This window comes from Providencia sp. PROV004 (assembly GCF_011045615.1).
GTDB lineage: Bacteria > Pseudomonadota > Gammaproteobacteria > Enterobacterales > Enterobacteriaceae > Providencia > Providencia rettgeri.
Genome location: NZ_CP042859.1, coordinates 315,075 through 335,136 on the forward strand (window position 1 = coordinate 315,075; position 20,062 = coordinate 335,136).

At 39.9% G+C, this 20,062-nt stretch carries 19 protein-coding genes; 8 read left to right on the forward strand and 11 right to left on the reverse strand.

Annotation, left to right across the window (positions count from 1 at the left end; genetic code table 11):
• The first annotated feature begins 156 nt into the window (after positions 1–156).
• Positions 157–855 (forward strand): HAMP domain-containing protein, encoded by a 699-nt coding sequence (locus tag FVA69_RS01395; protein ID WP_164528286.1) that lies wholly within the window; start codon positions 157–159, stop codon positions 853–855.
• A 169-nt stretch (positions 856–1,024) separates the two neighbouring features.
• Positions 1,025–2,521 carry a M16 family metallopeptidase gene (locus tag FVA69_RS01400; RefSeq protein ID WP_109912890.1) on the forward strand — a complete coding sequence of 499 codons (1,497 nt, stop codon included), beginning with the start codon at positions 1,025–1,027 and terminating at the stop codon, positions 2,519–2,521.
• A gap of 60 nt (positions 2,522–2,581) precedes the next feature.
• Here FVA69_RS01400 and FVA69_RS01405 read toward each other — a convergent pair whose 3' ends face one another.
• The gene (locus FVA69_RS01405) at positions 2,582–3,586 is read right to left on the reverse strand and encodes a serine hydrolase domain-containing protein (protein ID WP_117162948.1); all 1,005 of its coding nucleotides are present in this window, start codon (positions 3,584–3,586) and stop codon (positions 2,582–2,584) included.
• A 210-nt stretch (positions 3,587–3,796) separates the two neighbouring features.
• On the opposite strand from FVA69_RS01405, the gene FVA69_RS01410 reads away from it, so the two are divergent.
• On the forward strand, positions 3,797–4,858 hold the full coding sequence (locus tag FVA69_RS01410; RefSeq protein WP_123382628.1) for an NAD(P)H-dependent flavin oxidoreductase: 1,062 nt from the start codon (positions 3,797–3,799) through the stop codon (positions 4,856–4,858).
• Positions 4,859–4,904: 46 nt separating this feature from the next.
• Here the strand turns inward: FVA69_RS01410 and yhjD are convergent, their stop codons facing one another.
• A complete protein-coding gene (gene yhjD / locus FVA69_RS01415; protein WP_004266030.1) occupies positions 4,905–5,897 on the reverse strand; it encodes an inner membrane protein YhjD in 993 nt (330 codons plus the stop codon).
• 201 nt (positions 5,898–6,098) lie between these two features.
• A complete protein-coding gene (locus FVA69_RS01420) occupies positions 6,099–6,503 on the reverse strand; it encodes a DUF1090 domain-containing protein (protein ID WP_004266026.1) in 405 nt (134 codons plus the stop codon).
• A 233-nt stretch (positions 6,504–6,736) separates the two neighbouring features.
• Here FVA69_RS01420 and FVA69_RS01425 point away from each other — a divergent pair, with 233 nt between their 5' ends.
• On the forward strand, positions 6,737–7,579 hold the full coding sequence (locus tag FVA69_RS01425; RefSeq protein WP_004266023.1) for a 23S rRNA (adenine(2030)-N(6))-methyltransferase RlmJ: 843 nt from the start codon (positions 6,737–6,739) through the stop codon (positions 7,577–7,579).
• Between the two features lie 138 nt (positions 7,580–7,717).
• Positions 7,718–9,070 (forward strand): glutathione-disulfide reductase, encoded by a 1,353-nt coding sequence (gene gorA, locus FVA69_RS01430; RefSeq protein WP_004266020.1) that lies wholly within the window; start codon positions 7,718–7,720, stop codon positions 9,068–9,070.
• Between the two features lie 55 nt (positions 9,071–9,125).
• On the opposite strand, the gene FVA69_RS01435 is transcribed toward gorA, so the two are convergent.
• The 8 genes from FVA69_RS01435 to mobA all read right to left on the reverse strand — a co-directional run bounded on the left by FVA69_RS01435 (position 9,126) and on the right by mobA (position 17,764).
• Entirely contained in the window at positions 9,126–9,725 is a 600-nt protein-coding gene (locus FVA69_RS01435; protein WP_164528287.1) for a glutathione S-transferase family protein, read from the reverse strand.
• Positions 9,726–9,774: 49 nt separating this feature from the next.
• Entirely contained in the window at positions 9,775–10,473 is a 699-nt protein-coding gene (locus FVA69_RS01440; RefSeq protein ID WP_109912894.1) for a helix-turn-helix transcriptional regulator, read from the reverse strand.
• Positions 10,474–10,631: 158 nt separating this feature from the next.
• Positions 10,632–11,936, reverse strand: a complete 1,305-nt coding sequence (locus FVA69_RS01445; protein ID WP_164528288.1) for a carbohydrate porin — start codon at positions 11,934–11,936, stop codon at positions 10,632–10,634.
• A 138-nt stretch (positions 11,937–12,074) separates the two neighbouring features.
• Positions 12,075–13,496 carry a glycoside hydrolase family 1 protein gene (locus tag FVA69_RS01450; protein ID WP_164528289.1) on the reverse strand — a complete coding sequence of 474 codons (1,422 nt, stop codon included), beginning with the start codon at positions 13,494–13,496 and terminating at the stop codon, positions 12,075–12,077.
• A 10-nt stretch (positions 13,497–13,506) separates the two neighbouring features.
• Positions 13,507–15,399 (reverse strand): PTS beta-glucoside transporter subunit IIABC, encoded by a 1,893-nt coding sequence (gene bglF / locus FVA69_RS01455; protein WP_164528290.1) that lies wholly within the window; start codon positions 15,397–15,399, stop codon positions 13,507–13,509.
• Positions 15,400–15,589: 190 nt separating this feature from the next.
• A complete protein-coding gene (gene licT / locus FVA69_RS01460; RefSeq protein WP_115166414.1) occupies positions 15,590–16,432 on the reverse strand; it encodes a BglG family transcription antiterminator LicT in 843 nt (280 codons plus the stop codon).
• Between the two features lie 220 nt (positions 16,433–16,652).
• Positions 16,653–17,174, reverse strand: coding sequence for a molybdopterin-guanine dinucleotide biosynthesis protein MobB (gene mobB / locus FVA69_RS01465; protein ID WP_164528291.1), 522 nt, complete (start codon positions 17,172–17,174; stop codon positions 16,653–16,655).
• Between the two features lie 2 nt (positions 17,175–17,176).
• The gene (gene mobA, locus FVA69_RS01470; protein ID WP_004265977.1) at positions 17,177–17,764 is read right to left on the reverse strand and encodes a molybdenum cofactor guanylyltransferase MobA; all 588 of its coding nucleotides are present in this window, start codon (positions 17,762–17,764) and stop codon (positions 17,177–17,179) included.
• A 216-nt stretch (positions 17,765–17,980) separates the two neighbouring features.
• Here mobA and FVA69_RS01475 point away from each other — a divergent pair, with 216 nt between their 5' ends.
• Genes FVA69_RS01475 through dsbA form a run of 3 tightly spaced genes read left to right on the forward strand, consistent with a single transcriptional unit; the run spans position 17,981 to position 19,906 of the window.
• Positions 17,981–18,250, forward strand: coding sequence for a YihD family protein (locus FVA69_RS01475; RefSeq protein WP_004262581.1), 270 nt, complete (start codon positions 17,981–17,983; stop codon positions 18,248–18,250).
• A gap of 6 nt (positions 18,251–18,256) precedes the next feature.
• Positions 18,257–19,252, forward strand: a complete 996-nt coding sequence (locus tag FVA69_RS01480) for a serine/threonine protein kinase (RefSeq protein WP_123382627.1) — start codon at positions 18,257–18,259, stop codon at positions 19,250–19,252.
• A 33-nt stretch (positions 19,253–19,285) separates the two neighbouring features.
• Positions 19,286–19,906 (forward strand): thiol:disulfide interchange protein DsbA, encoded by a 621-nt coding sequence (gene dsbA, locus FVA69_RS01485; RefSeq protein WP_004265973.1) that lies wholly within the window; start codon positions 19,286–19,288, stop codon positions 19,904–19,906.
• Positions 19,907–20,062 lie beyond the last annotated feature (156 nt).

Below are 20,062 nucleotides of genomic sequence, written 5' to 3' on the forward strand. Positions count from 1 at the left end.
TTTATTTCATCGTGCCTTTAAATGGCGTTAACATGCTGTTTGTCCTAAATACCCAATCTTTCTTTTTAAACTACTCTTTTGCAGATAAAATCAAGTATACTGGCTGATGTTTCCATTTTCTTTAAAAAGCTGCTTGATTAGAAAGGTTGTGGCCAAATGAATACCCGAGTCCAACGCTCACTAACATTAAAAAGTATGGTCGTATTCTTTATGATTACGTTGCTATCACTTGCGCTTTTTTTAGCTATTCAATTCAGTTACTTAGTTGAGCAACGTAAGCAAGATTATTTAGACCAACTCAGTAACGCTGTAGTACAAATTCAAAAACCATTAACAGATTCATTGTTAAGCTCTGACCTCAACGAAGTTAAACGGCTACTGATAAGTTTAAAGACATCAGGCATTATGGGAAATGCGATTATTACTGTTGATGGTACAACGGTAATGAATCTAAGCTTTGCAACGCCTAAGCCGATACCTAATTGGGTGACTCATTTTGTGGGTATCCCTGTCGAAATGACCGTGCCACTGTATGCATACGGGAATGTTGTGTTGCAGGCTAAGCCTCAAGGGTATTTGACATTACAAGTTGACCCGAACCGTGTTTATCGGTTTGCGCTCAACACCCTTGCTTTGATGACGACAACTTATTTGTTGTTGGTGCTCATTATTGCTATTGGAATGACGTGGTGTGTCAGTCGTATGATAATAAGGCCACTGCGTAAAATCGCAATTGAGTTACAGACAAATTCTGAAGTTAATAAAATTGCTGTGTCTGAATATCATCGTGACGATGAGCTAGGTTTGCTAGCAAAAGGGTATAATCGTCAAAGAAAACAGCAAAAATCAGACTAAGCCATGAACATGGACTCAGCTTTATGGTCTAATATCGTTATAGTGGTGACAATGAAAAATGGAATAAAGCCAAACTATATCGTTTAACCCGATAAGTTCGCGTTTTTCGTTAATTTATCTGTCGTTATTTGCGGTTAAATATAAAGATATAAAACACATAGGGGTTTACATGCAGGGCTTGAAAGTTCGGTATATCATTGGTGTTGTATTATTCTCAGTCGCGCATTTAGCCAGCGCTGAGCCTTTACAACCTGATCCAGCATGGCAGCAAGGGAAGCTAGAAAATGGCTTTAGCTGGCAATTATTACAAACACCACAACGTCCAAATGACCGTATCCAGCTCAGGTTAGCAATTAAAACAGGCTCATTAACAGAAAAAGCGAGCGAGAAAGGATACAGTTACCTTATACCTAAAATGGCGTTGTTTCATCAAACTGAAGCATTTCCAACAACAACATTGCAAGAATTCTGGCGCCAGGCCGCAGACCCTGATATGCCAATTCCACCCGCGGTTGTTTCCTATGACTACACTATTTATAGCTTAAGCTTACCAAATAATCGCCCTGACTTAATTAAGCAAGCCCTAAGCTGGCTAGCGACTTCTGTTGCAGGTGCTGAGTATACAGAAACGACATTGCATAACGGCTTGACGGCACAAAATGTCCCAGTTGCAACACTACCTTTAAATGCCAACGATCCTGTTTGGCGAGCGCGTTTAAAGGGTTCAACGATGATGGGGTATGACCCTGGCCAAAAACCGAATGGTACTGTCGCTCTTGATAGTGTGAACTCGTTTTATCAAAAATGGTACACACCGGATGTGATGACATTGTATGTTGCGGGCCATGTAGATTCTCGAATGTTATCTGATTCAATCTCACAAACGTTCTCTTCATTGGAAGGTAAGCGCTCTGAGCCTGTTTCTGTTGCGGTATTATCAGCAGTAAAACCGCAATCTATTGATATTTTGCAGGAACAACCTGCGCAGGATACGCTTTCATTAATTTGGGACATTGATTGGCTACCCATTAAAGATTCAAACGTTTTACTGCGTTATTGGTCGAGTGACTTAGCGCGTGAGGCAGTTTATCGTTCTCTGCAAAAAGCGTTCAATCAGAAATTTAATCAAGGGGAAGTTGTTCCAGGGCTAGATTGCCGCGTGCAATATCAAAAAGCCAGTTGCACATTAACGGTGACGGCAGCGCCTGAAAAAATGGAAGCGGTGACAGATATCGTCGCGAGTGAACTTGCATCGATTAACCAAAATGGTATTGCTGCTGAGTTATTTGACGACATGCTCAAAGAAAAACAGGTGCAGTTATCGCAATTATTTGCCGCCTACGCGCGTACAAGTACCGATGTTTTGATTAGTCAACGTCTGATTTCCCAACAAAATGGGGTCGTTGACATCGCCCCTGAACAGTACCAGCGGTTAAGGCAAACTTTCTTGGCTTCACAAAGCCTTGAACAGGTAAATATGGAAGCCCGTCGGTTGTTATCTCAAGAAGCCGCTTTTGTATTAGCGCAGCCAAAAGATAAGCAAATGATGGATGCAGAACGAATTCGTCAGAAATTTACCAAGGTGTTATGGCCGCAAATTGCCGCGCCAGCATCAACAGAAGTGGCTCCTGTTAAGCCTGTTGCAGAAAAGCCAGCCGCACAATAAGTGGGCAAAAATAGAAATATGGAAGATAGCTATTGAATGATTCAGTGGCTATCTTTTAATTTAATGTTGTTGGCTTAATAGCGATTCAATCACACAAATTAGCGTTTCTCGTGATTCTTTGTCATCAACAAACCCTGCTGCACTGGTTTTTGCTTCAGGTGCGTAATAGGCGACAGACCCCCAAAAACCCAAATGGGAATACAAGGTGATGCCATTGACAACATTCACCATAATGCCCAATCGATAGTGTTCTGCACCTTCGTGAGACCCCATACTTAGCATCGTCTCTAGTGTATTCGGTGATGAAAAAATATTCCCCTCAAACAGTGCTTCTAAAAATATCGCCATTTGTTTCGATGACATAACTAAGCCACCGCCACCATAGGCATCCATGGAGGCGTGAATATGAGTTCCATCCCATTTCCCTAAATATTGACGTGCTCTTGGGGCTGAGTCTTGGGATGGTTGTTCTAATGATTCCCAATAGGCACTTTCAAGACCAATAGTGTCGAAATGCAAAAGCTCTCTAACAGCTAGGCCAAGGGATTTACCTGTAATCCGTTCAATAATATCACCGAGCAAAATATATCCAGTATCTGAATAGATAAAGGATTCAGCAGGCGAAAATGTTGGAAACTGTTTACGCATGTACATTTCGATTTGTTCGGTTCGGCTCCAAACATAATTAGGTTGTTTAAGAACGGCTTTGAGGTAGTCACCATCTGCATGGTCTAGTAGACCACTACTGTGTTCTAGTAAATGGCGGATAGTGATAGCTTGAGTGTTATATTGGCTACTGAGTAGTGCATTATACTGCGGGTCAATATATTTAGGTATTGCATCATCAATACTGAGTTTTCCCATTTCAGTAAGGCGTAAAATGGCAGCGGCGGTAAATGTCTTTGTATTACTGGCAATTCGCAGCGGTGTATCAACAGTAAGAGGCATACCTTCAATATCCGCCCCTCTAGCACAGAAGGTATTCACGCTATTTTTGGTTTGATTATGGTAGTAAAGGACGACACCACAAGTTAAATTTTCGAGCTGTTGAATAGGGAGGGGCATAATAATCTCATTATTAAATGATTAAGATGAAGATGCATGCCATCTTAATCATATTTATACAATTCAATGTACGCTTTAAATGCGCTTAAAGAAACAAGTTGGCGACCATATGATGGCAAGTGTTTTTTCTTTTTATATAAATTTGGTGCTATGTTTATCTTCAATATAAGAACATAAAATGTACCCGGATATTGAAGTAAAGGAAAGAACATGAACAACTCGAATATATTTCTACAACGGTTAGGTTTGCGTTATCCCATCATACAAGCGCCGATGGCGGGTGTTTCTACTCCAACACTAGCCGCTGCGGTCTCAGAGGCTGGTGGGCTTGGCTCGCTAGGCTTAGGTGCAAATTCAGTGGAACAAGCTCGCCAATTGATTACTCAAACGCAAGCACTGACAAGTAAAGCATTCAATGTCAATTTATTCTGCCATTTACCGGCTAAACGTTATCCCGCTAATGAGCAGGGATGGATCCAGTATTTAGCACCTTATTTCGCCCAATTTAATGAGACTCCCCCTACTTATCTCAGTGAAATTTATCAAACTTTTTTAGATAACTCAGAAATGTTATCGATGTTACTCGAAACAAAACCTGCAGTAGTGAGTTTTCATTTTAATATTCCATCCACCGAGGTGATACAGCAATTCAAGCAACACGGTATCTATACCATGGCGACGGCTACTAATTTGCACGAAGCACAACAAATTGAATTGGTTGGAATTGACGCCGTTGTTGCACAAGGTATTGAAGCGGGAGGGCATCGAGGCATGTTTGATTTGCAAGCTTTAGATGAAGAACTCACCACTTATGAATTAGTGACGTTAATCTCTCAATATATTGATTTACCAGTGATTGCAGCTGGTGGCATGATGGATGGACAAGCTATCAATATGGCTTTAGAGTGCGGTGCTGCCGCCGCGCAATTAGGAACGGCATTTTTGCTTTGTCCTGAATCTGCTGCGAATGCAGGATACCGAGCTAAGATCAAGCAGCAAACTGGGGATCACACTCAACTCACTTCTGCAATTTCAGGGCGTCCAGCGAGAGGGATTATTAATCAATTTATTCAAGTAGGCAACGGCTACGAGACAAGTAAATTACCTGATTACCCATTAGTTTATGATATTGGTAAGCAACTTAATGCGGCGGCAATGAAGTCAGGTAGCGATGAGTTTGCGGCATATTGGGCGGGGCAGAGTGTGGCGAAAGCTCGCGAGATGCCAGCGTCTTTATTGGTTAAAACGTTAGCAGAAGAAATGAAACGCTAGTTTTAAGCGTGGTAGGGCGGGTTACATCACCGCCCTCAATAAGCTGCTATTCAACCATTTCGTTATCCAATGAACCTTTTGGCTCATCAGTGGCTATCCAAGCTGCACAAAATAAAGTTAAACGCGCAAAGAAGTAGAAGAAGGCCATTAGCCCAAGGACTGAACCAAATGCGGCTCCAGAAGGCGATGAAGCAAGGTTAGGTAAAATCCAAGTCATAATGGATTTTATGATTTCAAACCCAATGGCCGCCAGCAATGTTCCTTTAAATAGTGATCTGCGGCGATGTTGCATGCGCGGTAGGATCCAAAAAATCCATAAAAATAATAGGAAGTTGGCTGTAATGGATATGGTTAAACCAATCAGTGTCCAAGCAGGTTTTAGCCATTCTATACCGTCTAGCCCAAGCGTACTGACAATCGTCGCCTGTGCAGAGCCAGCAACAGAAGTCAGGGTAATTGTCACAATTAAGGCAATAAGTAGACCAATTAAAGCAAAGAAGTCGCGAATGTAGCGGAAAATAATATTTTCATGTTCATCTTCATTACGTTCCCATACAGAACGTGATTGAGCCAAAATAGCCAAGCGTAAGTTATTAACCCAATTAACTCCGGAGTATACGGCTAAAGCTAACCCGGTTAATCCAACTGTCGTACGTTGACGTATTGCCGTATCGATTGTTCTTTCTAATGTATTTGCGAGCGTAGGGTCAGTAATATTTGCAGAAATTCCACGAACTAATTTTTCAAGTAATTCAGGATTGCTGGCTAATACAAAACCGGCAGCGGCGAATGAAAACATTAAAACAGGAATTAAAGAGAGAAAGGAAAAATAGGTAATTGCAGCCCCAAACTGGTTTCCCATTCGGTCGTTAAAACGTTGTGCAGTACGAATGATATGAGCAATAAAAGGAATCGCACAAATAAAGTTCACAACTCGCATTGAGAAGGTCAATGCTTTTTTACTGCCATCAATACTTTTATTCAGTGTCGCTTTCAGTTTATTGGTATCTTTTTGTTCTTCTTCCTGCGTATTCGACATTTAATCCCCTTTTCCCGCAACTAAAATTGTCTGACTTTTCGACCTATTTAATGCCTATAAATGAATGATATGCACAATACTATAGCTTAAATTGGCCAATAAATTCATCCCAATGACTGTGTTATGAGATAAATAGTCATTGGGATGTTTGTTTAAAGTTAAAGTAACTAATTAATTAATCAGAGGAAAAGGGGCGATAGGCTAAAGCGCATCTTTATAAACTTTCAGCTCAGCTTGGGCCTCTTTTAATTCAGCTTGTGCTTCTGCTAATTTTCTCTCGCGCTTTTCAATTTTGCTACGGTCATTGCCCTCTAGTTTTTCTTCTTGTAATTCAGCTTCACGTTCTTGCACTTTTTCTGTTTTCTCTGCTACCTCTTTTTGGCTATCACGGTATAAAGATTCCGGCGTACAATAACGATTCACATTATCTAATGCTTCTTCTAAGCCTCTTACTCGATGCTGATTTCCATGTTGCTTAGCGTAATTGATTTGTTCTTCGATGCGTTGTTTTTTTATTTCGCAGCCGTTTTGTGTTTTTGCTGCCATTGCCGATGAGCTAGCAAAAAATAAAACACAAGCGCTGGTGGTGATAAGTAACTTATTCATAATTTACCTCTGTTTATTTTTAAATTTGTGTTTAGGATAGCGTTTTCTTTCATTCTGGTCATGTGAATTTTAGCATGACTATGGTTATGACATTTGTTGCTAAATTTAGCTATAATGAGGCGGAAGAATAAATCCGGTCTATTTTTTGTTCAAAAAGGCTATCTTTAAAGAACCTATTTAATAATAGTCATCTTAGTGGCTAATATTGAATTTCCTCAGGAAATAAACGTTACATGTTAAGTTATCGTCACAGCTTTCACGCAGGCAACCATGCCGATGTGCTAAAACACACGGTACAGAGCTTGATCATTGAATCTCTGAAAGAGAAAGAAAAACCATTTCTGTATATAGATACGCACTCAGGTGCGGGCCGTTACCAATTAACGGGGGAACATGCGGAAAAAACAGGTGAATATCTTGAAGGGATTGCGCGTATTTGGGAGCAACCGGATTTACCTGAGGAATTATTGCCGTATATGAATATTGTGCGCCAGCTGAATGATAATGGGCGTTTACGCTATTATCCAGGTTCACCATTATTGGCAAAATATTTATTACGTGAACACGATAAGCTGGTATTAACTGAATTACATTCGAGCGATTATCCATTATTACGTACGGAATTTTCACGGGATAACCGCGCGCAGGTTTTCAGAGAAGATGGTTATCAACAACTGAAATCTAAATTACCCCCACAGAGTCGACGTGGCTTTGCGCTAATGGACCCACCTTATGAGATGAAGACGGATTATGAAGCGGTCGTGAAAGGGGTGGTGGAAGGCTATAAACGCTTTGCAACAGGAACATATGCAATTTGGTATCCTGTTGTATTGCGTCAACAAATTAAGCGTATGGTCAATCAATTAGAAGCAACAGGCATTCGAAAAATACTACAAATTGAATTGGCGGTACGTCCTGATAGCGATCAACGTGGAATGACGGCATCCGGTATGATTGTTATCAACCCACCTTGGAAACTTGAGCAGCAAATGAAGAATGTGCTGCCGTGGTTACACAAAACACTCGTCCCTGAAGGGACTGGACATACGTTAGTTGAGTGGATTGTTCCAGAGTAAACTGTATTTTTGATAGGTAATACCGATTAAATTAACAGGTGTTATCTATCGTAAAGCGCTATTTATGCCATGACAATCAATAGCATGATGCGAGAAAATGCATTCATAAATCATTCAATCAATGGGAATAACCAAATTATGAGCAAACATTACGACTATATCGCAATTGGTGGCGGAAGCGGTGGTATTGCGTCGATGAACCGTGCAGCAATGTATGGGCAAAAATGTGCCTTAATTGAGGCGAAAGCATTAGGTGGGACTTGTGTTAACGTGGGCTGCGTACCGAAAAAGGTGATGTGGCATGCAGCACAAATCTCAGAAGCTATTCGCAATTATGGTCCTGATTATGGTTTTGATGCGACAATTAATCGTTTTGATTGGAAAACACTTATTGATAGTCGTACTGCTTATATTGACCGCATTCACCAGTCTTATGACCGTGTCTTAGGTAATAATAAAGTTGATGTCATCAATGGTTTTGCGCGTTTTATTGATGCACACACTGTTGAAGTAAATGGTGAAACCTACACCGCAGACCATATTTTGATTGCGACGGGTGGCCGCCCAGTGATCCCTGCTATCCCAGGTGCAGAATATGGTATGACTTCTGACGGTTTCTTTGAACTTGAAGCATTACCAAAACGTGTTGCGGTTGTGGGTGCCGGTTATATTGCCGTTGAACTCGCCGGTGTATTAAATGGTTTAGGTGCAGAGGCGCATTTATTTGTGCGCAAACACGCCCCGCTGCGCTCATTTGACCCGCTGATTGTCGAAACATTAGTGGAAGTCATGAATACCGAAGGCCCTAAACTGCATACGGAATCAATTCCAAAAGAAGTCGTGAAAAATGCAGATGGCTCACTAACATTAAAACTGGAAAATGGCCAAGAACAAACGGTCGATGCATTAATTTGGGCTATTGGTCGTGAACCAATGACAGATAACCTGAATATTGAAGCAACAGGCGTCGCACTGAATGAAAAAGGCTATATCAAGGTTGATAAATACCAGAACACCAATGTGCCGGGTGTTTATGCGGTTGGTGATAACACTGGCGCGGTTGAGTTAACTCCTGTAGCGGTTGCGGCTGGTCGTCGTTTATCTGAACGTTTATTTAATAATAAACCGGATGAACACTTAGATTACAGTAATATCCCAACGGTGGTATTCTCGCACCCACCAATTGGCACTGTTGGTTTAACTGAACCTGAAGCGATTGAAAAATATGGTGCTGATAAAGTGAAATGTTATAAATCATCTTTCACTGCAATGTATACCGCCGTCACTTCACACCGTCAACCTTGCCGTATGAAATTAGTTTGTGTTGGTGAAGATGAAAAAATCGTTGGCATCCATGGTATTGGTTTCGGAATGGATGAAATCCTACAAGGTTTTGCGGTTGCATTAAAAATGGGTGCAACCAAAAAAGACTTTGATAATACGGTGGCTATTCACCCAACAGCGGCAGAAGAATTTGTGACAATGCGTTAAGCATTGGTTATCTAAAATTAAAAGCTAAGTTCATCTGAACTTAGCTTTTTTTGTATTATTTTGCCAACAGCTCTGCAATCGCAGGAATGACTGCTAAGCTATCAAGGTATTTTTTCATCGCAGGAGTCGTTTCCATGATTTGGTATTTGACTAAAAACATGACAAACGCCCCGACATACACATCCACTGCGGTAAATTGCTCACCACAAATAAACGGTTTAGCGTTATTTAAGCCGATTTCTAAGCAAGCCATGGTGCGTTCGACAGAACCAAAACCAGAAGATTTTTGCTGCTCTTCATCTAATCGAATACCTAAGTTATTGATAGTGAATGCAGATTCAATGGGCCCTGCAGTAAATAGGAACCAGCGATAATAATCTGCACGTTTAGGGGCATTCAATGCAGGCGCTAAGCCTTTTTCAATAAATTTATCGGCTAGATAGAGACAAATCGCCGCCGTTTCCGTCACAATCGCATCACCATCAACAAGTGCGGGAACTTTCGCCATCGGATTAATTGCAAGATATTCAGCCGTATGCATATCTGCACCATAACCTAATTCAATACGCTTGTAAGGAACATCTAAAATTTTTAATAGTAGGTCGACCGTGTTGCCACGTGACATTGAATTAGTAAAAAGAACCAGTTCGCTCATGGTGATTTCCTTATATGAAGTTGAGCACTTACTATAAGGGAGTTGAGTGTCAGAAATTGTCAGGAGAGACGCACAATACTTCTTTTTGCCAGCGTTCTAGCAGGTAGTTTTTTGGATAAGGGAGTTTGTCAGTAAGAGCACAATAAGATTGAATGCGGTCTAAACGAAAATGGCGATAACTTTTCCGTAATTCACACCAAGCAGCCAGTACTTGTGAATCTTTCATATAACCAATTGCAATTGGCCAAATAATTCGTTCACTAGGCTGGTTTTGTCCATCAAGATAAGTCATTTTGGCTTTGCATTCTTCTCGTAAACTTAAACGTAAGTCTTTAACGATGATATCGTTAATTTCATAGAAATGTGTGGTAGGAGCAAATAAGGTATTTTGATTTAGAATTTTCTGTGAATGACCTGCCACCACGGAGTTAATCTTACTTATCGCCCGTATTGCGGAGTTTTTTAGTTCACTATCTGCATTACTTTTTACCCAACGTAAACCTAATATTAAGGCTTCAAGTTCATTTTCATCGAAAGCTAAAGGCGGTAGTAATAGACCCGTTTTTAATTGGTAGCCAATACCGGCTTCCCCGACAATTTCAGCACCTTGGTCTCGTAGGGATTCAATATCTCGATAGATAGAACGCACGCTGACTTGCAGTTGTGATGAAAGTGCTTCAGCGGTAATAGGATAGCGATTCTCTTTGAGTATCTGTAATAACGTGAGTAGGCGCTGAGTGCGGGTCATGAAGTTGTCTGCTTAATGTTATTGAGTGAGAAAAACAGCAAAGATAATTTAGCTATAGTAAAAAAACAATGAGCTGAATGCTAATTAATATGTTAATTGGCGATAAAGGGAATGGAAAATTCCCTTTATCAATACCGATAAATACACAGTAATATTATTTAAAACGTTAAAACCGTTTTTAATCCCAAAACCCATGCATCCGATGTTTTCTGGACACCGCCTGGTTGATGCCAATATTGCACACTTGGTTGGAGTTCCAGCCAATAAACAGGTTTAAAACGATAATAGAGTTCTGCATTTAACGCGTTTGAAGTAATAGGGTGATATAACGGGTCATTATAATTGGTGATCCCGAGCTGTTCATTTTGTATTTTTTGGTTTTTCGCAAAGTGGTCGCTGAGCTCAATATACGAGATACCGAGACCAATCCAGTCTTCAGGCCTTGCATCAAATGCCCCGCGGTAGCGAAGGGAACTTGAAACAACATAATTCATGAAATTACTGCGCTCATCATGATAACTGCCACTGACAGATAAACTTAAACCTCGATTTTCATCATCTTGATAGCGAGTTAATTGTTGGTTCATTCCACCATAGACAAACCATGTGTTGTTATAGCTTTTATCTTTATACAGATCATGCTGTTTGGCATTGGTATATAATAATCCTAAGTTATAGGCACCAGGCAACCCATTGACGAAAGTGCGATTTTCAACTTCTAAGGGTAATAAAATACCTTTACTGCCTTTGGTTGACCAACTCCACGCATGGCTTCTATCCGTCGCTTGAGGATTCTGCTCCATAATTCCTGTTTTGATGGTAATCTCAGGGGTGATTTTATAGCTAACGGTCGTTCCCCAAGTATGAATATTCCAATTGCTCCATGTCAGGGCGTTGGCTGATTTTCCACCACATTGGCTAAGTAGTTGAAAATCACAAGGGATAATTTGGTCAAACTCTTGTACTTTATTCATCATCCCAATACGCCAAGTTAGTCGGCGATCATCAAAACTGCGAGCAAAAGTAAGCCAACCTAACCGCGTTACGGAGCCGCCCCCATAGCTTTCTTGTGCAAGGTCGTTATTAGGTACTCGAGGGTCTTGCAGGCGCTTAATTGTTAGATTGTCTTCATGGTTACGATTGACAATATTTCCTTCGATACGAGCATCGGGAATACCTGTCCAACGTTCAAGATCTTGTGTGAATGTGAAAGCAAATTGGTCTATATAAGCAGTATGTTTATCATTATTATAACCGCCCCTTGCATTATAGGCGATTTGGCTCAAATAATTACTGTGAAATGAAAAACCGTGGTCGGATAATATAGGACGTATGCCCAACATATCACCGAATATTCCTTTAGATGCGGGTTCAAAGCCTAAAACAGTTCCATTCCATTGTTGTTCATTAGCAATAGCAGGCAATGTTAAAAATAACAAAGAGAATAATAATTTTTTATTCATGTCCGATATAACCTATTAGCAATAGTTTGCTTTAACCCAATAATAGAAAATGGGCTCATGCGGCTTTATTTTTAATATAAGGGCTCTCGAGATAAATAAATTACCCCGAGAAAGTATTATTATATTTGGATATTTATTCTATTGATTTAATAATTCTCCTTGGCTCTTGATAATACCTTGGTACCAATAGAAACTTTTTTTACGTTTTCTTTCGAGAGAGCCGTTACCTTGGTTATCACGGTCAACATAGATAAATCCATAACGTTTTGACATCTCTGCATTGGATGCACTGACAATATCGATAGGCCCCCAACTGGTATAACCCATAATATTAACACCATCTTCAATAGCTTCATGGATTTGAACTAAATGGTCATTAATATATTGAATACGATAGTCATCATTAATATATTGAATACGATAGTCATCATTAATATGGCCATCAGAGGTTATTTCATCTACTGCACCTAGACCATTTTCGACAATGAATAAAGGTTTTTGGTATCTATCCCATAATAAATTTAATAGTGTTCTAATTCCTTTTGGATCTATTTGCCATCCCCATTCTGAACTTTCTAAATGAGGGTTTGGCACCATACTAAGGATATTTCCGCGTTTTTTCTCATATTCATCTTTATCTGCGGTAATACAACCAGTCATATAATAACTGAATGAGATAAAGTCCACGGTATTTTGTAAGTCACGTTTATCTTCTTCTGTTATTGTAATATTAATTTGGTTATCTCTAAAATAACGCAGCATATAACCTGGGTATTGGCCTCTGCATTGTACATCACCAAAAAACAGCCATTTGCGATTCTCTATCATGGTTTCCCACACATCATCAGGCTTACAAGTTAATGGATAAACGAGACCTCCTAATAACATGTTACCGATTTTAGCATCAGGGATAATGCTATGGCAGGCTTTAGTGACCCTTGCACTGGCGACAAGTTGGTGGTGAATCGCTTGGTAAACCTCTGAAGGAGAACTATTTTCAGGTAGGCCTACACCAGTCATTGGTGCATGTAGTGACATATTAATCTCATTGAACGTCAGCCATAGTTTGACCTTATTTTTATAACGTTCAAAGACGGTGCGTGCATAACGTTCGAAAAACTCAATTGTTTTACGATTTCCCCAACCACCATATTGTGTCACTAAGTGATAGGGCATTTCATAATGGGATAAGGTAATAACAGGTTGAATATTATATTTCGCCATTTCATCAAATAAATTATCATAAAAAGCGAGGCCTTCTTCATTGGCCGTTAATTCGTCACCAAGTGGAAATATACGGCTCCATGCAATCGAGGTTCGTAAGCAGGTGAAACCCATTTCAGCGAAAAGTGCGATATCGGTTTTATATTGGTGATAAAAATCGATGGCAATATCTTTAATAAAACTCTCATTTTGTGTTCTTTCAATTAATGAACCAAATATGCCATGAGGTTGAACATCGGATGTGCTGAGCCCTTTACCCGCAGTTAAATAAGCACCTTCAGCTTGATTGGCTGCGATTGCGCCACCCCATAAAAATGAATTTGGAAATTTAATCATGCTTAGCTCCTTATTTGTGGTTAACGGTGATAAATTTCTGACAGCTTTGAATTGATTTATTAAGCTCAACGAACTCGATTGACGTATAATCATCACTGTTGCTAATAATGACAGGGGTTGTTAAGTCATACCCAGCCTCGAGAATTTTTTCTCGGTCAAATGTCAGTAATAAATCACCTGTTTTGAAAACGTCACCTTGTTTAATTTGAGGTGAAAAATGAAGCCCATCTAATTTCACAGTATCGATCCCCACATGGATGAGCAGTTCAATACCGCTTTGACTCAACAGCCCTAATGCATGGCCAGTTTTAAATAATGAGCTCACTTCACCATCGAATGGCGCATATACTTCTCCAGTATTTGGAATAATGGCCGCGCCTTGTCCAAGTAAGCCACTTGCAAAAGTTTCATCTGGAGTATCTTTTAATGAGATAGCAGCACCGCTCAATGGGGCAAGAACGTCATTGGGGGTCGAAGTAATTTCAGTTTTAACCGATATTTCAGGGGATATCGCTTCCTTTTTAATACCAAAGAAACGGGTTGCAATAGCGGCAAATAAGAAAGAGAGCGTTGTACCAATAATGGCTCCCCAAACAGTATTATCAACACCATGTTCTGGGATGATTTGTGCAAAAGTGAAAATATTAATCAACCCAAATGAGAATGTCAGAGTTTGGCTATAGCCAACAATTGCGCCACCAATACCACCACCAATACAGCCAAAAATAAAAGGTCGGCGCAGAGGAAGAGTCACACCGTAGACAGCAGGCTCAGTGATACCAAATAAGCCAGCTGTGACGGAAGAGCCTGCCATAATTTTCATTTTTGCATTTTTTGTTGCTAATAGAACACCTAAAGTGGCGCCAATTTGCCCAGCTACAGCAGGAAGTAATAAAGGGAATAGCGCATCGTGCCCTAGGGCACTTAAATTATTAATAGCAATAGGGACAATTCCCCAATGTAAGCCGAAAATAACGCATATTTGCCAAACGGCTCCCATGAAAGCACCTGCGATAACTGGGGCAAAGTTATAAATAGTTTGGAAACTCTCCGCAATTAACATGCTTATCCATGTTGCTAAAGGCCCAATAACAAGGAAGGTGAGTGGAACAATAATGAGTAAGCACAGAAAAGGTGCAATAAAATTCTTCATTGCAGAAGGTAAAATTTGGTTTAGTCGCTTTTCAAGCAGGCAGCTTAACCAAGAGGCAAAAATAATCGGAATGACAGATGCTGCATAGTTAATAAAGGTGACAGGGATCCCCAAAAAATATTCAGGTGTGGAACCCGCAACGAGACTTTGCTGAAAAGCGGTAATCATCATTGGGTGAATGAGTGCACCACCAATCGTCATGGTAACAAATGGGCTTCCACCAAATTTTTTCCCTGCGGTGTAGCCGAGTACCAGTGGGAAAAAATAGAATAAAGAGTCACTTGCTGCAAACCAGATTTGATAAGTGCCACTGCTTGTGGATAGCCAACCTAATGCGTCTGCTAATGAAAGTAACCCTTTTAAAATACCTGAAGCGGCCATGATGCCTAAAATAGGCGTAAAGATGCTGGAGACAATATCAATAAAGTAGCCTAGTAGGCTTTCTTTATCTTGTTTTACCACTTTTTTTTCCGCTTTTTGGGGCTGATTTATTGAGTTTGAAGTTGTATCAATTAACTGATTAACTGCGTTAAAAACCTCGTTAACGTGGTTACCGATGACGACTTGAAATTGACCGCCGCTTTCAACTACGGTAATAACCTCTGGACTTTGTTTTAATTGCTCTGCATTGGCTTTTTTACTTTCTTTCAGTTTAAAGCGTAGGCGTGTCGCGCAATGTATTAAATCGACAACGTTATCTTTTCCTCCAACGTTTTCGATAATTTGCTCCGCCAAAGCTTGATATTTCATATTGATTTCCTTTATTACCTGAACAATAGAAGCCACGTTACTATTGATAAATAAGCAAAAAAAAACCTGACTCACCACCAGCACGAATAAGGCTAGTAGTGAAAATCAGGTTTTGCCTGCCAACGGGCAGTAGCAATCCATCGGTTTTTATCAGTTTGTATCAATAAATAGTTTTTCGGCTTACTTCGCGTCACTTATGTGACGATTTTTCTTTCCTAATTCGCTCTATATGAATTGTTAAATACATTCGTTCTTCATCTGTTAAGTCGCGTTGGTATTTCTTAGCTAAAAAAGTACTGACTTTTTCAGCACATTTCCAAGAAGTTGAATAATTTTCTTTGATGACAAGATGCATCGCAATATCGTCATTAGGAACTGGCTCATTACTCATCATTCGATGGGTGAAAAACTTCAAATGAGTTACAAATCGCTGGTAACTTAGCGTGTCTTCATGATATTCAATTTGAAGGTAATATTTTACGATGTTCATGATTTCATTCATGATTGCCATCGTTTCCATGACAATTGGCATCTCACCCGTCAACTGTGCATTGACGAAATGTAACGCGATAAACCCAGCTTCATCGATGGGTAACTCAATCTCTAAATCTTGTTTAATCAATGCCAATGACTCTAACCCCAACTGGTACTCTTTTGGGTAAAGCCGTTGAATTTCCCATAACATGGTATTAGTGATAGCTAGGCCTTTTTGCTGCCTTTCAATCGCATAATTGCAGTGATCCGTTAAAACGATATATAAGCTTTCATGCAGATTGCCAAGTTTACTTTTCGCATTTTCAATTATCTTGTCACAGACTTTCATGACAGAAATTGGTATTTGGCTCAACAGTTCACTTAGCCGACTTGTTAATTCATGGCTACGTAACTCAAAGACTTTTTCTATTTTTTTAGTATCGACAAAGTCATTAACTTTCATTTGAAAGGCGAGCCCACGTCCCATAACGACAATTTCTTGCTGCTGTTCATTTAGGGCAACGACCACATTGTTGTTTAAAATTTTTGCGATCTGCATTTTGTTTCCCCTAAAACGAAAAAAACCTGATAGCGCAATGACAATTCATTGACTAATCAGGTTTTGCCTGCGTGATAAGTGCAGTAACAATCCAATAACTTAATTTTCATGTACTGTAATTAAACTTTTTGGGTTATTCAAACAGCAAAGTATGAAAATGTGAACTAACACGCTCAATTCAGCCAATCTCTTTTGTACATGACGAATGGCAGTATAGTGCCTATTTGATTGTTTTTTGCCACCAAGACACAATGTAATCAGCGATTTGCTCTGGGTTATTGATATCTAATTGCGGCACATGAGTCTCAATGATTTCATTACTGGCAATGGCAACGACATAGTTATCGATTAACTCATTGAGGGGTTTGCCAACTTCAGCACGAAATAATGCGATTTTATCGATCGGCTCATGTTTAAACCCTTCAACGAGGATCAAGTCCAACGAAGCTGGATCGAAACGGCTGGCTAAATAGCGTAGATCCATTTCATTAGCGTCGGGGGTTTCGGTCATTAACGCCCAACGTTTTTCACTAGCAACGAGCGTTTGGTCTGCACCTGCCTTACGTAATTCAAAGCTGTCTTTGCCCGGTTTATCCACTTCCATATCATGGTGGGTATGTTTAATTAAACCAACGCGAACATTACGTTTGCGAAGTAACGGGATCACTTTTTTTAATAATGTTGTTTTGCCAGTGCCGCTATAAGCGGTAATGCCAAGTAGAGGTAGAGTATTCTGATTCATGGCTATTTTCGTTGCCGCTCCCATAGACGGCTATCTTCCGGAGTATTTAAATTAATAAACGTGTCAGACTCTGACGTGAAAATGATACCTTTTGCGTCGATTTCACGCATAAATAGCATCAGTTTGCGATCGCCTCTTGCAAGGTAATCATCAAGGCGAGTTTTAAGCGAGTTGTGTAGTAAAGCGAATGTTGGATGCTCTCGCTCATTATCTTGTGCATAGCAGGCAAGGTGAGTGCCTTTCTCACTAAACATTTTTTTAGCTAAATTAAGTGGAAAATCAGGAACGTCACAAGGTACAAATAGCAACCACTCTGTCTTAGCATAGTGTAGTGCAGCTTGCATTCCAGCGAGTGGACCAGAAAAATCACTATTTAAATCAGAAATAACGGTCAACTGGCTTTCTCGATAACGCGCTTGATTGCGGTTTGCATTGATAATGACTTGGCCCACTTGGGGGCTTAAACGCGCTAAAATATACTGGTAGAGTGGTTTACTGAGTAAAGGAACTAAGCCTTTATCTTGCCCACCCATCCTGCTTCCTCGGCCGCCTGCAAGTATGACACCGGTTATTGACTGACGAAATGACATGTTCAATATCCTTGAATATCTTCAAGAAAATGTTTCAACATTCGTAGAAAACACTTTCGAGTATAGTAATTACTAAAATTTATTCTATTTTGCTATAAAATCAATGAATATTCCCGCGTATTGCAGTTAAACTTTACGTAGATTGACAACAGTTCGCTTTTTCTCTTGTATGATTATTGGTAACTTGTATCGAATATTCGTGATAAAGGAATAAACATGAAATGCCATCGCTTAAATGAAGTTATTGAGCTTCTGCACCCTGTCTGGAAAGATAATTCAGATTTAAACTTAGTAGAATTATTGCAAAAACTGGCTGACGAAGCGGGTTTTAAAGGCAGTTTATCTGAGTTAACAGATGATGTGCTGATTTATCATTTAAAAATGCGTGGCTCGGACAGCAATGAAGCGATCCCTGGTTTAAAAAAAGATTATGAAGATGACTTTAAAACCGCTATTTTGCGTGCCCGTGGCATTATTAAAGATTAAAACGTGATGGATCAAATAGAACATTCGAATTTCCATTTTAGTGGAATTTCCCCCGACTTAATTTTAGACGCCTTAATGGAAGTTGGGGTTTATCCCGAATCTGGGCTGCTTGAATTAAATAGCTACGAAAATCGAGTTTATCAGTTCCAAGACGAAAATCGGCAACGCTTTGTGGTTAAATTTTATCGTCCCGAGCGTTGGAATCGTTCGCAAATTCAAGAAGAACATGATTTCACTTTAGAGCTACGAGATGAAGGGTTATCTGTAGCTGCACCTCTTGAATTTGCAGGGCAAACGGTATTGGAATTTGGTGGGTTTATATTTGCAATTTTTCCGAGTGTCGGTGGCAGACAATATGAAACAGATAACTTGTTTCAATTAGAAAGTGTCGGCCACTTATTAGGGCGTATACACCAAATTGGTCAGCGTAAAAATTTTGCATTTCGTCCGACAATAGGCCTTGATGAATATTTGGCACAACCTCGACAAGTGATAGCATCGAGCCCTTTAATTGCAGAACGTTATAAGTCCCAATTTATAACGTCTTTAGATGCATTGATTGCACAAGTAAAATTGCAGTGGCCTAGCTCAATTTCATCTATTCGTCTACAAGGTGATTGCCACCCAGGCAATATTCTATGGCGCGATGAAGCTTGGCTGGTGGATTTTGATGACGCCCGAAACGGGCCTGCAATCCAAGACCTTTGGATGCTACTTAATGGCTCTCGCCAAGAACAAGTCATTCAATTGGATACGTTATTAGAAACGTATAATGAGTTTTGTGATTTTGATGTAAAACAGCTGAAGCTTATTGAACCTCTTAGAGCAATGCGCATGGTACATTATCTCGGGTGGATTATCCGCCGTTGGCAAGACCCTGCATTTCCTCGAGCATTTTCTTGGCTACAAGCTGATGATTTTTGGCAAAAACAATCGCTCGAATTTAATCAACAGATTGAACGGTTGCAAGACGCCCCTTTGCAGTTAACCCCTCAGTTTTAACTTTTAAGTTTTTGTTTTTGGAGAATGTAGTCTATGAAAAAAATTATGTTGGCTTTGCTTGGTATTGCCATGTCTTTTAGTGCTGCAGCGGCAAACTACACGGAAGGTAAAGAGTATACTGATGTTAAAGCTGTACCAAATTTACCGCAAGTTCTGGAGTTCTTCTCATTTTATTGCCCACACTGCTATCAATTTGAGAGTGTGTATAAAGTGCCTCAAACCGTAGAGAAAAACTTGCCAGAAGGCGTGAAAATGGAACGTTATCACGTTGATTTTCTTGGTCCTTTAGGTGCTGATTTAACCCAAGCTTGGGCCGTTGCGATTGTCCTGAAAGCAGAAGACAAAGTGACGCCTATTCTGTTTGAAGGTATCCAAAAAACGCAAACTATCAACAGCAAAGCAGATATTCGTAATGCCTTTATCAAAGCGGGTATTTCTGGTGATGAGTATGATGCAGCTTTAAATAGCTTCGTTGTAAAATCTATCGTTGCGAAACAGCAAAATGCAGCGCAAGACTTAAAATTGCGTGGTGTTCCTGCATTATTTGTTGATGGTAAATACCAAGTTCGTAATAACGGTATCTCAGTTGATAATGCCGCTGATTATGGCAAAGAGTTCTCTAACGTTGTGAACTTCTTAGTCAGTAAAAAATAATCGTAAATAGACGGTGGTAAATTTACCATCGTCTTTTTTCTCCTATCAATATCCACAATTCTAAGACGTTCTCTCTGGTGTATTAAATCTACTCAATCTTGTGCTAACTCTTTGATTTTACTTTCCTGTTTATACTGTTAATCTTCATATTACTTA

Excerpts from the sequence above, each read along its gene's own strand:
- FVA69_RS01395 (WP_164528286.1), top strand. The coding sequence starts at position 157 with ATGAATACCCGAGTCCAACGCTCACTAACATTAAAAAGTATGGTCGTA.
- FVA69_RS01400 (WP_109912890.1), top strand. The coding sequence starts at position 1,025 with ATGCAGGGCTTGAAAGTTCGGTATATCATTGGTGTTGTATTATTCTCA.
- FVA69_RS01405 (WP_117162948.1), bottom strand. The coding sequence starts at position 3,586 with ATGCCCCTCCCTATTCAACAGCTCGAAAATTTAACTTGTGGTGTCGTC.
- FVA69_RS01410 (WP_123382628.1), top strand. The coding sequence starts at position 3,797 with ATGAACAACTCGAATATATTTCTACAACGGTTAGGTTTGCGTTATCCC.
- yhjD (WP_004266030.1), bottom strand. The coding sequence starts at position 5,897 with ATGTCGAATACGCAGGAAGAAGAACAAAAAGATACCAATAAACTGAAA.
- FVA69_RS01420 (WP_004266026.1), bottom strand. The coding sequence starts at position 6,503 with ATGAATAAGTTACTTATCACCACCAGCGCTTGTGTTTTATTTTTTGCT.
- FVA69_RS01425 (WP_004266023.1), top strand. The coding sequence starts at position 6,737 with ATGTTAAGTTATCGTCACAGCTTTCACGCAGGCAACCATGCCGATGTG.
- gorA (WP_004266020.1), top strand. The coding sequence starts at position 7,718 with ATGAGCAAACATTACGACTATATCGCAATTGGTGGCGGAAGCGGTGGT.
- FVA69_RS01435 (WP_164528287.1), bottom strand. The coding sequence starts at position 9,725 with ATGAGCGAACTGGTTCTTTTTACTAATTCAATGTCACGTGGCAACACG.
- FVA69_RS01440 (WP_109912894.1), bottom strand. The coding sequence starts at position 10,473 with ATGACCCGCACTCAGCGCCTACTCACGTTATTACAGATACTCAAAGAG.
- FVA69_RS01445 (WP_164528288.1), bottom strand. The coding sequence starts at position 11,936 with ATGAATAAAAAATTATTATTCTCTTTGTTATTTTTAACATTGCCTGCT.
- FVA69_RS01450 (WP_164528289.1), bottom strand. The coding sequence starts at position 13,496 with ATGATTAAATTTCCAAATTCATTTTTATGGGGTGGCGCAATCGCAGCC.
- bglF (WP_164528290.1), bottom strand. The coding sequence starts at position 15,399 with ATGAAATATCAAGCTTTGGCGGAGCAAATTATCGAAAACGTTGGAGGA.
- licT (WP_115166414.1), bottom strand. The coding sequence starts at position 16,432 with ATGCAGATCGCAAAAATTTTAAACAACAATGTGGTCGTTGCCCTAAAT.
- mobB (WP_164528291.1), bottom strand. The coding sequence starts at position 17,174 with ATGAATCAGAATACTCTACCTCTACTTGGCATTACCGCTTATAGCGGC.
- mobA (WP_004265977.1), bottom strand. The coding sequence starts at position 17,764 with ATGTCATTTCGTCAGTCAATAACCGGTGTCATACTTGCAGGCGGCCGA.
- FVA69_RS01475 (WP_004262581.1), top strand. The coding sequence starts at position 17,981 with ATGAAATGCCATCGCTTAAATGAAGTTATTGAGCTTCTGCACCCTGTC.
- FVA69_RS01480 (WP_123382627.1), top strand. The coding sequence starts at position 18,257 with ATGGATCAAATAGAACATTCGAATTTCCATTTTAGTGGAATTTCCCCC.
- dsbA (WP_004265973.1), top strand. The coding sequence starts at position 19,286 with ATGAAAAAAATTATGTTGGCTTTGCTTGGTATTGCCATGTCTTTTAGT.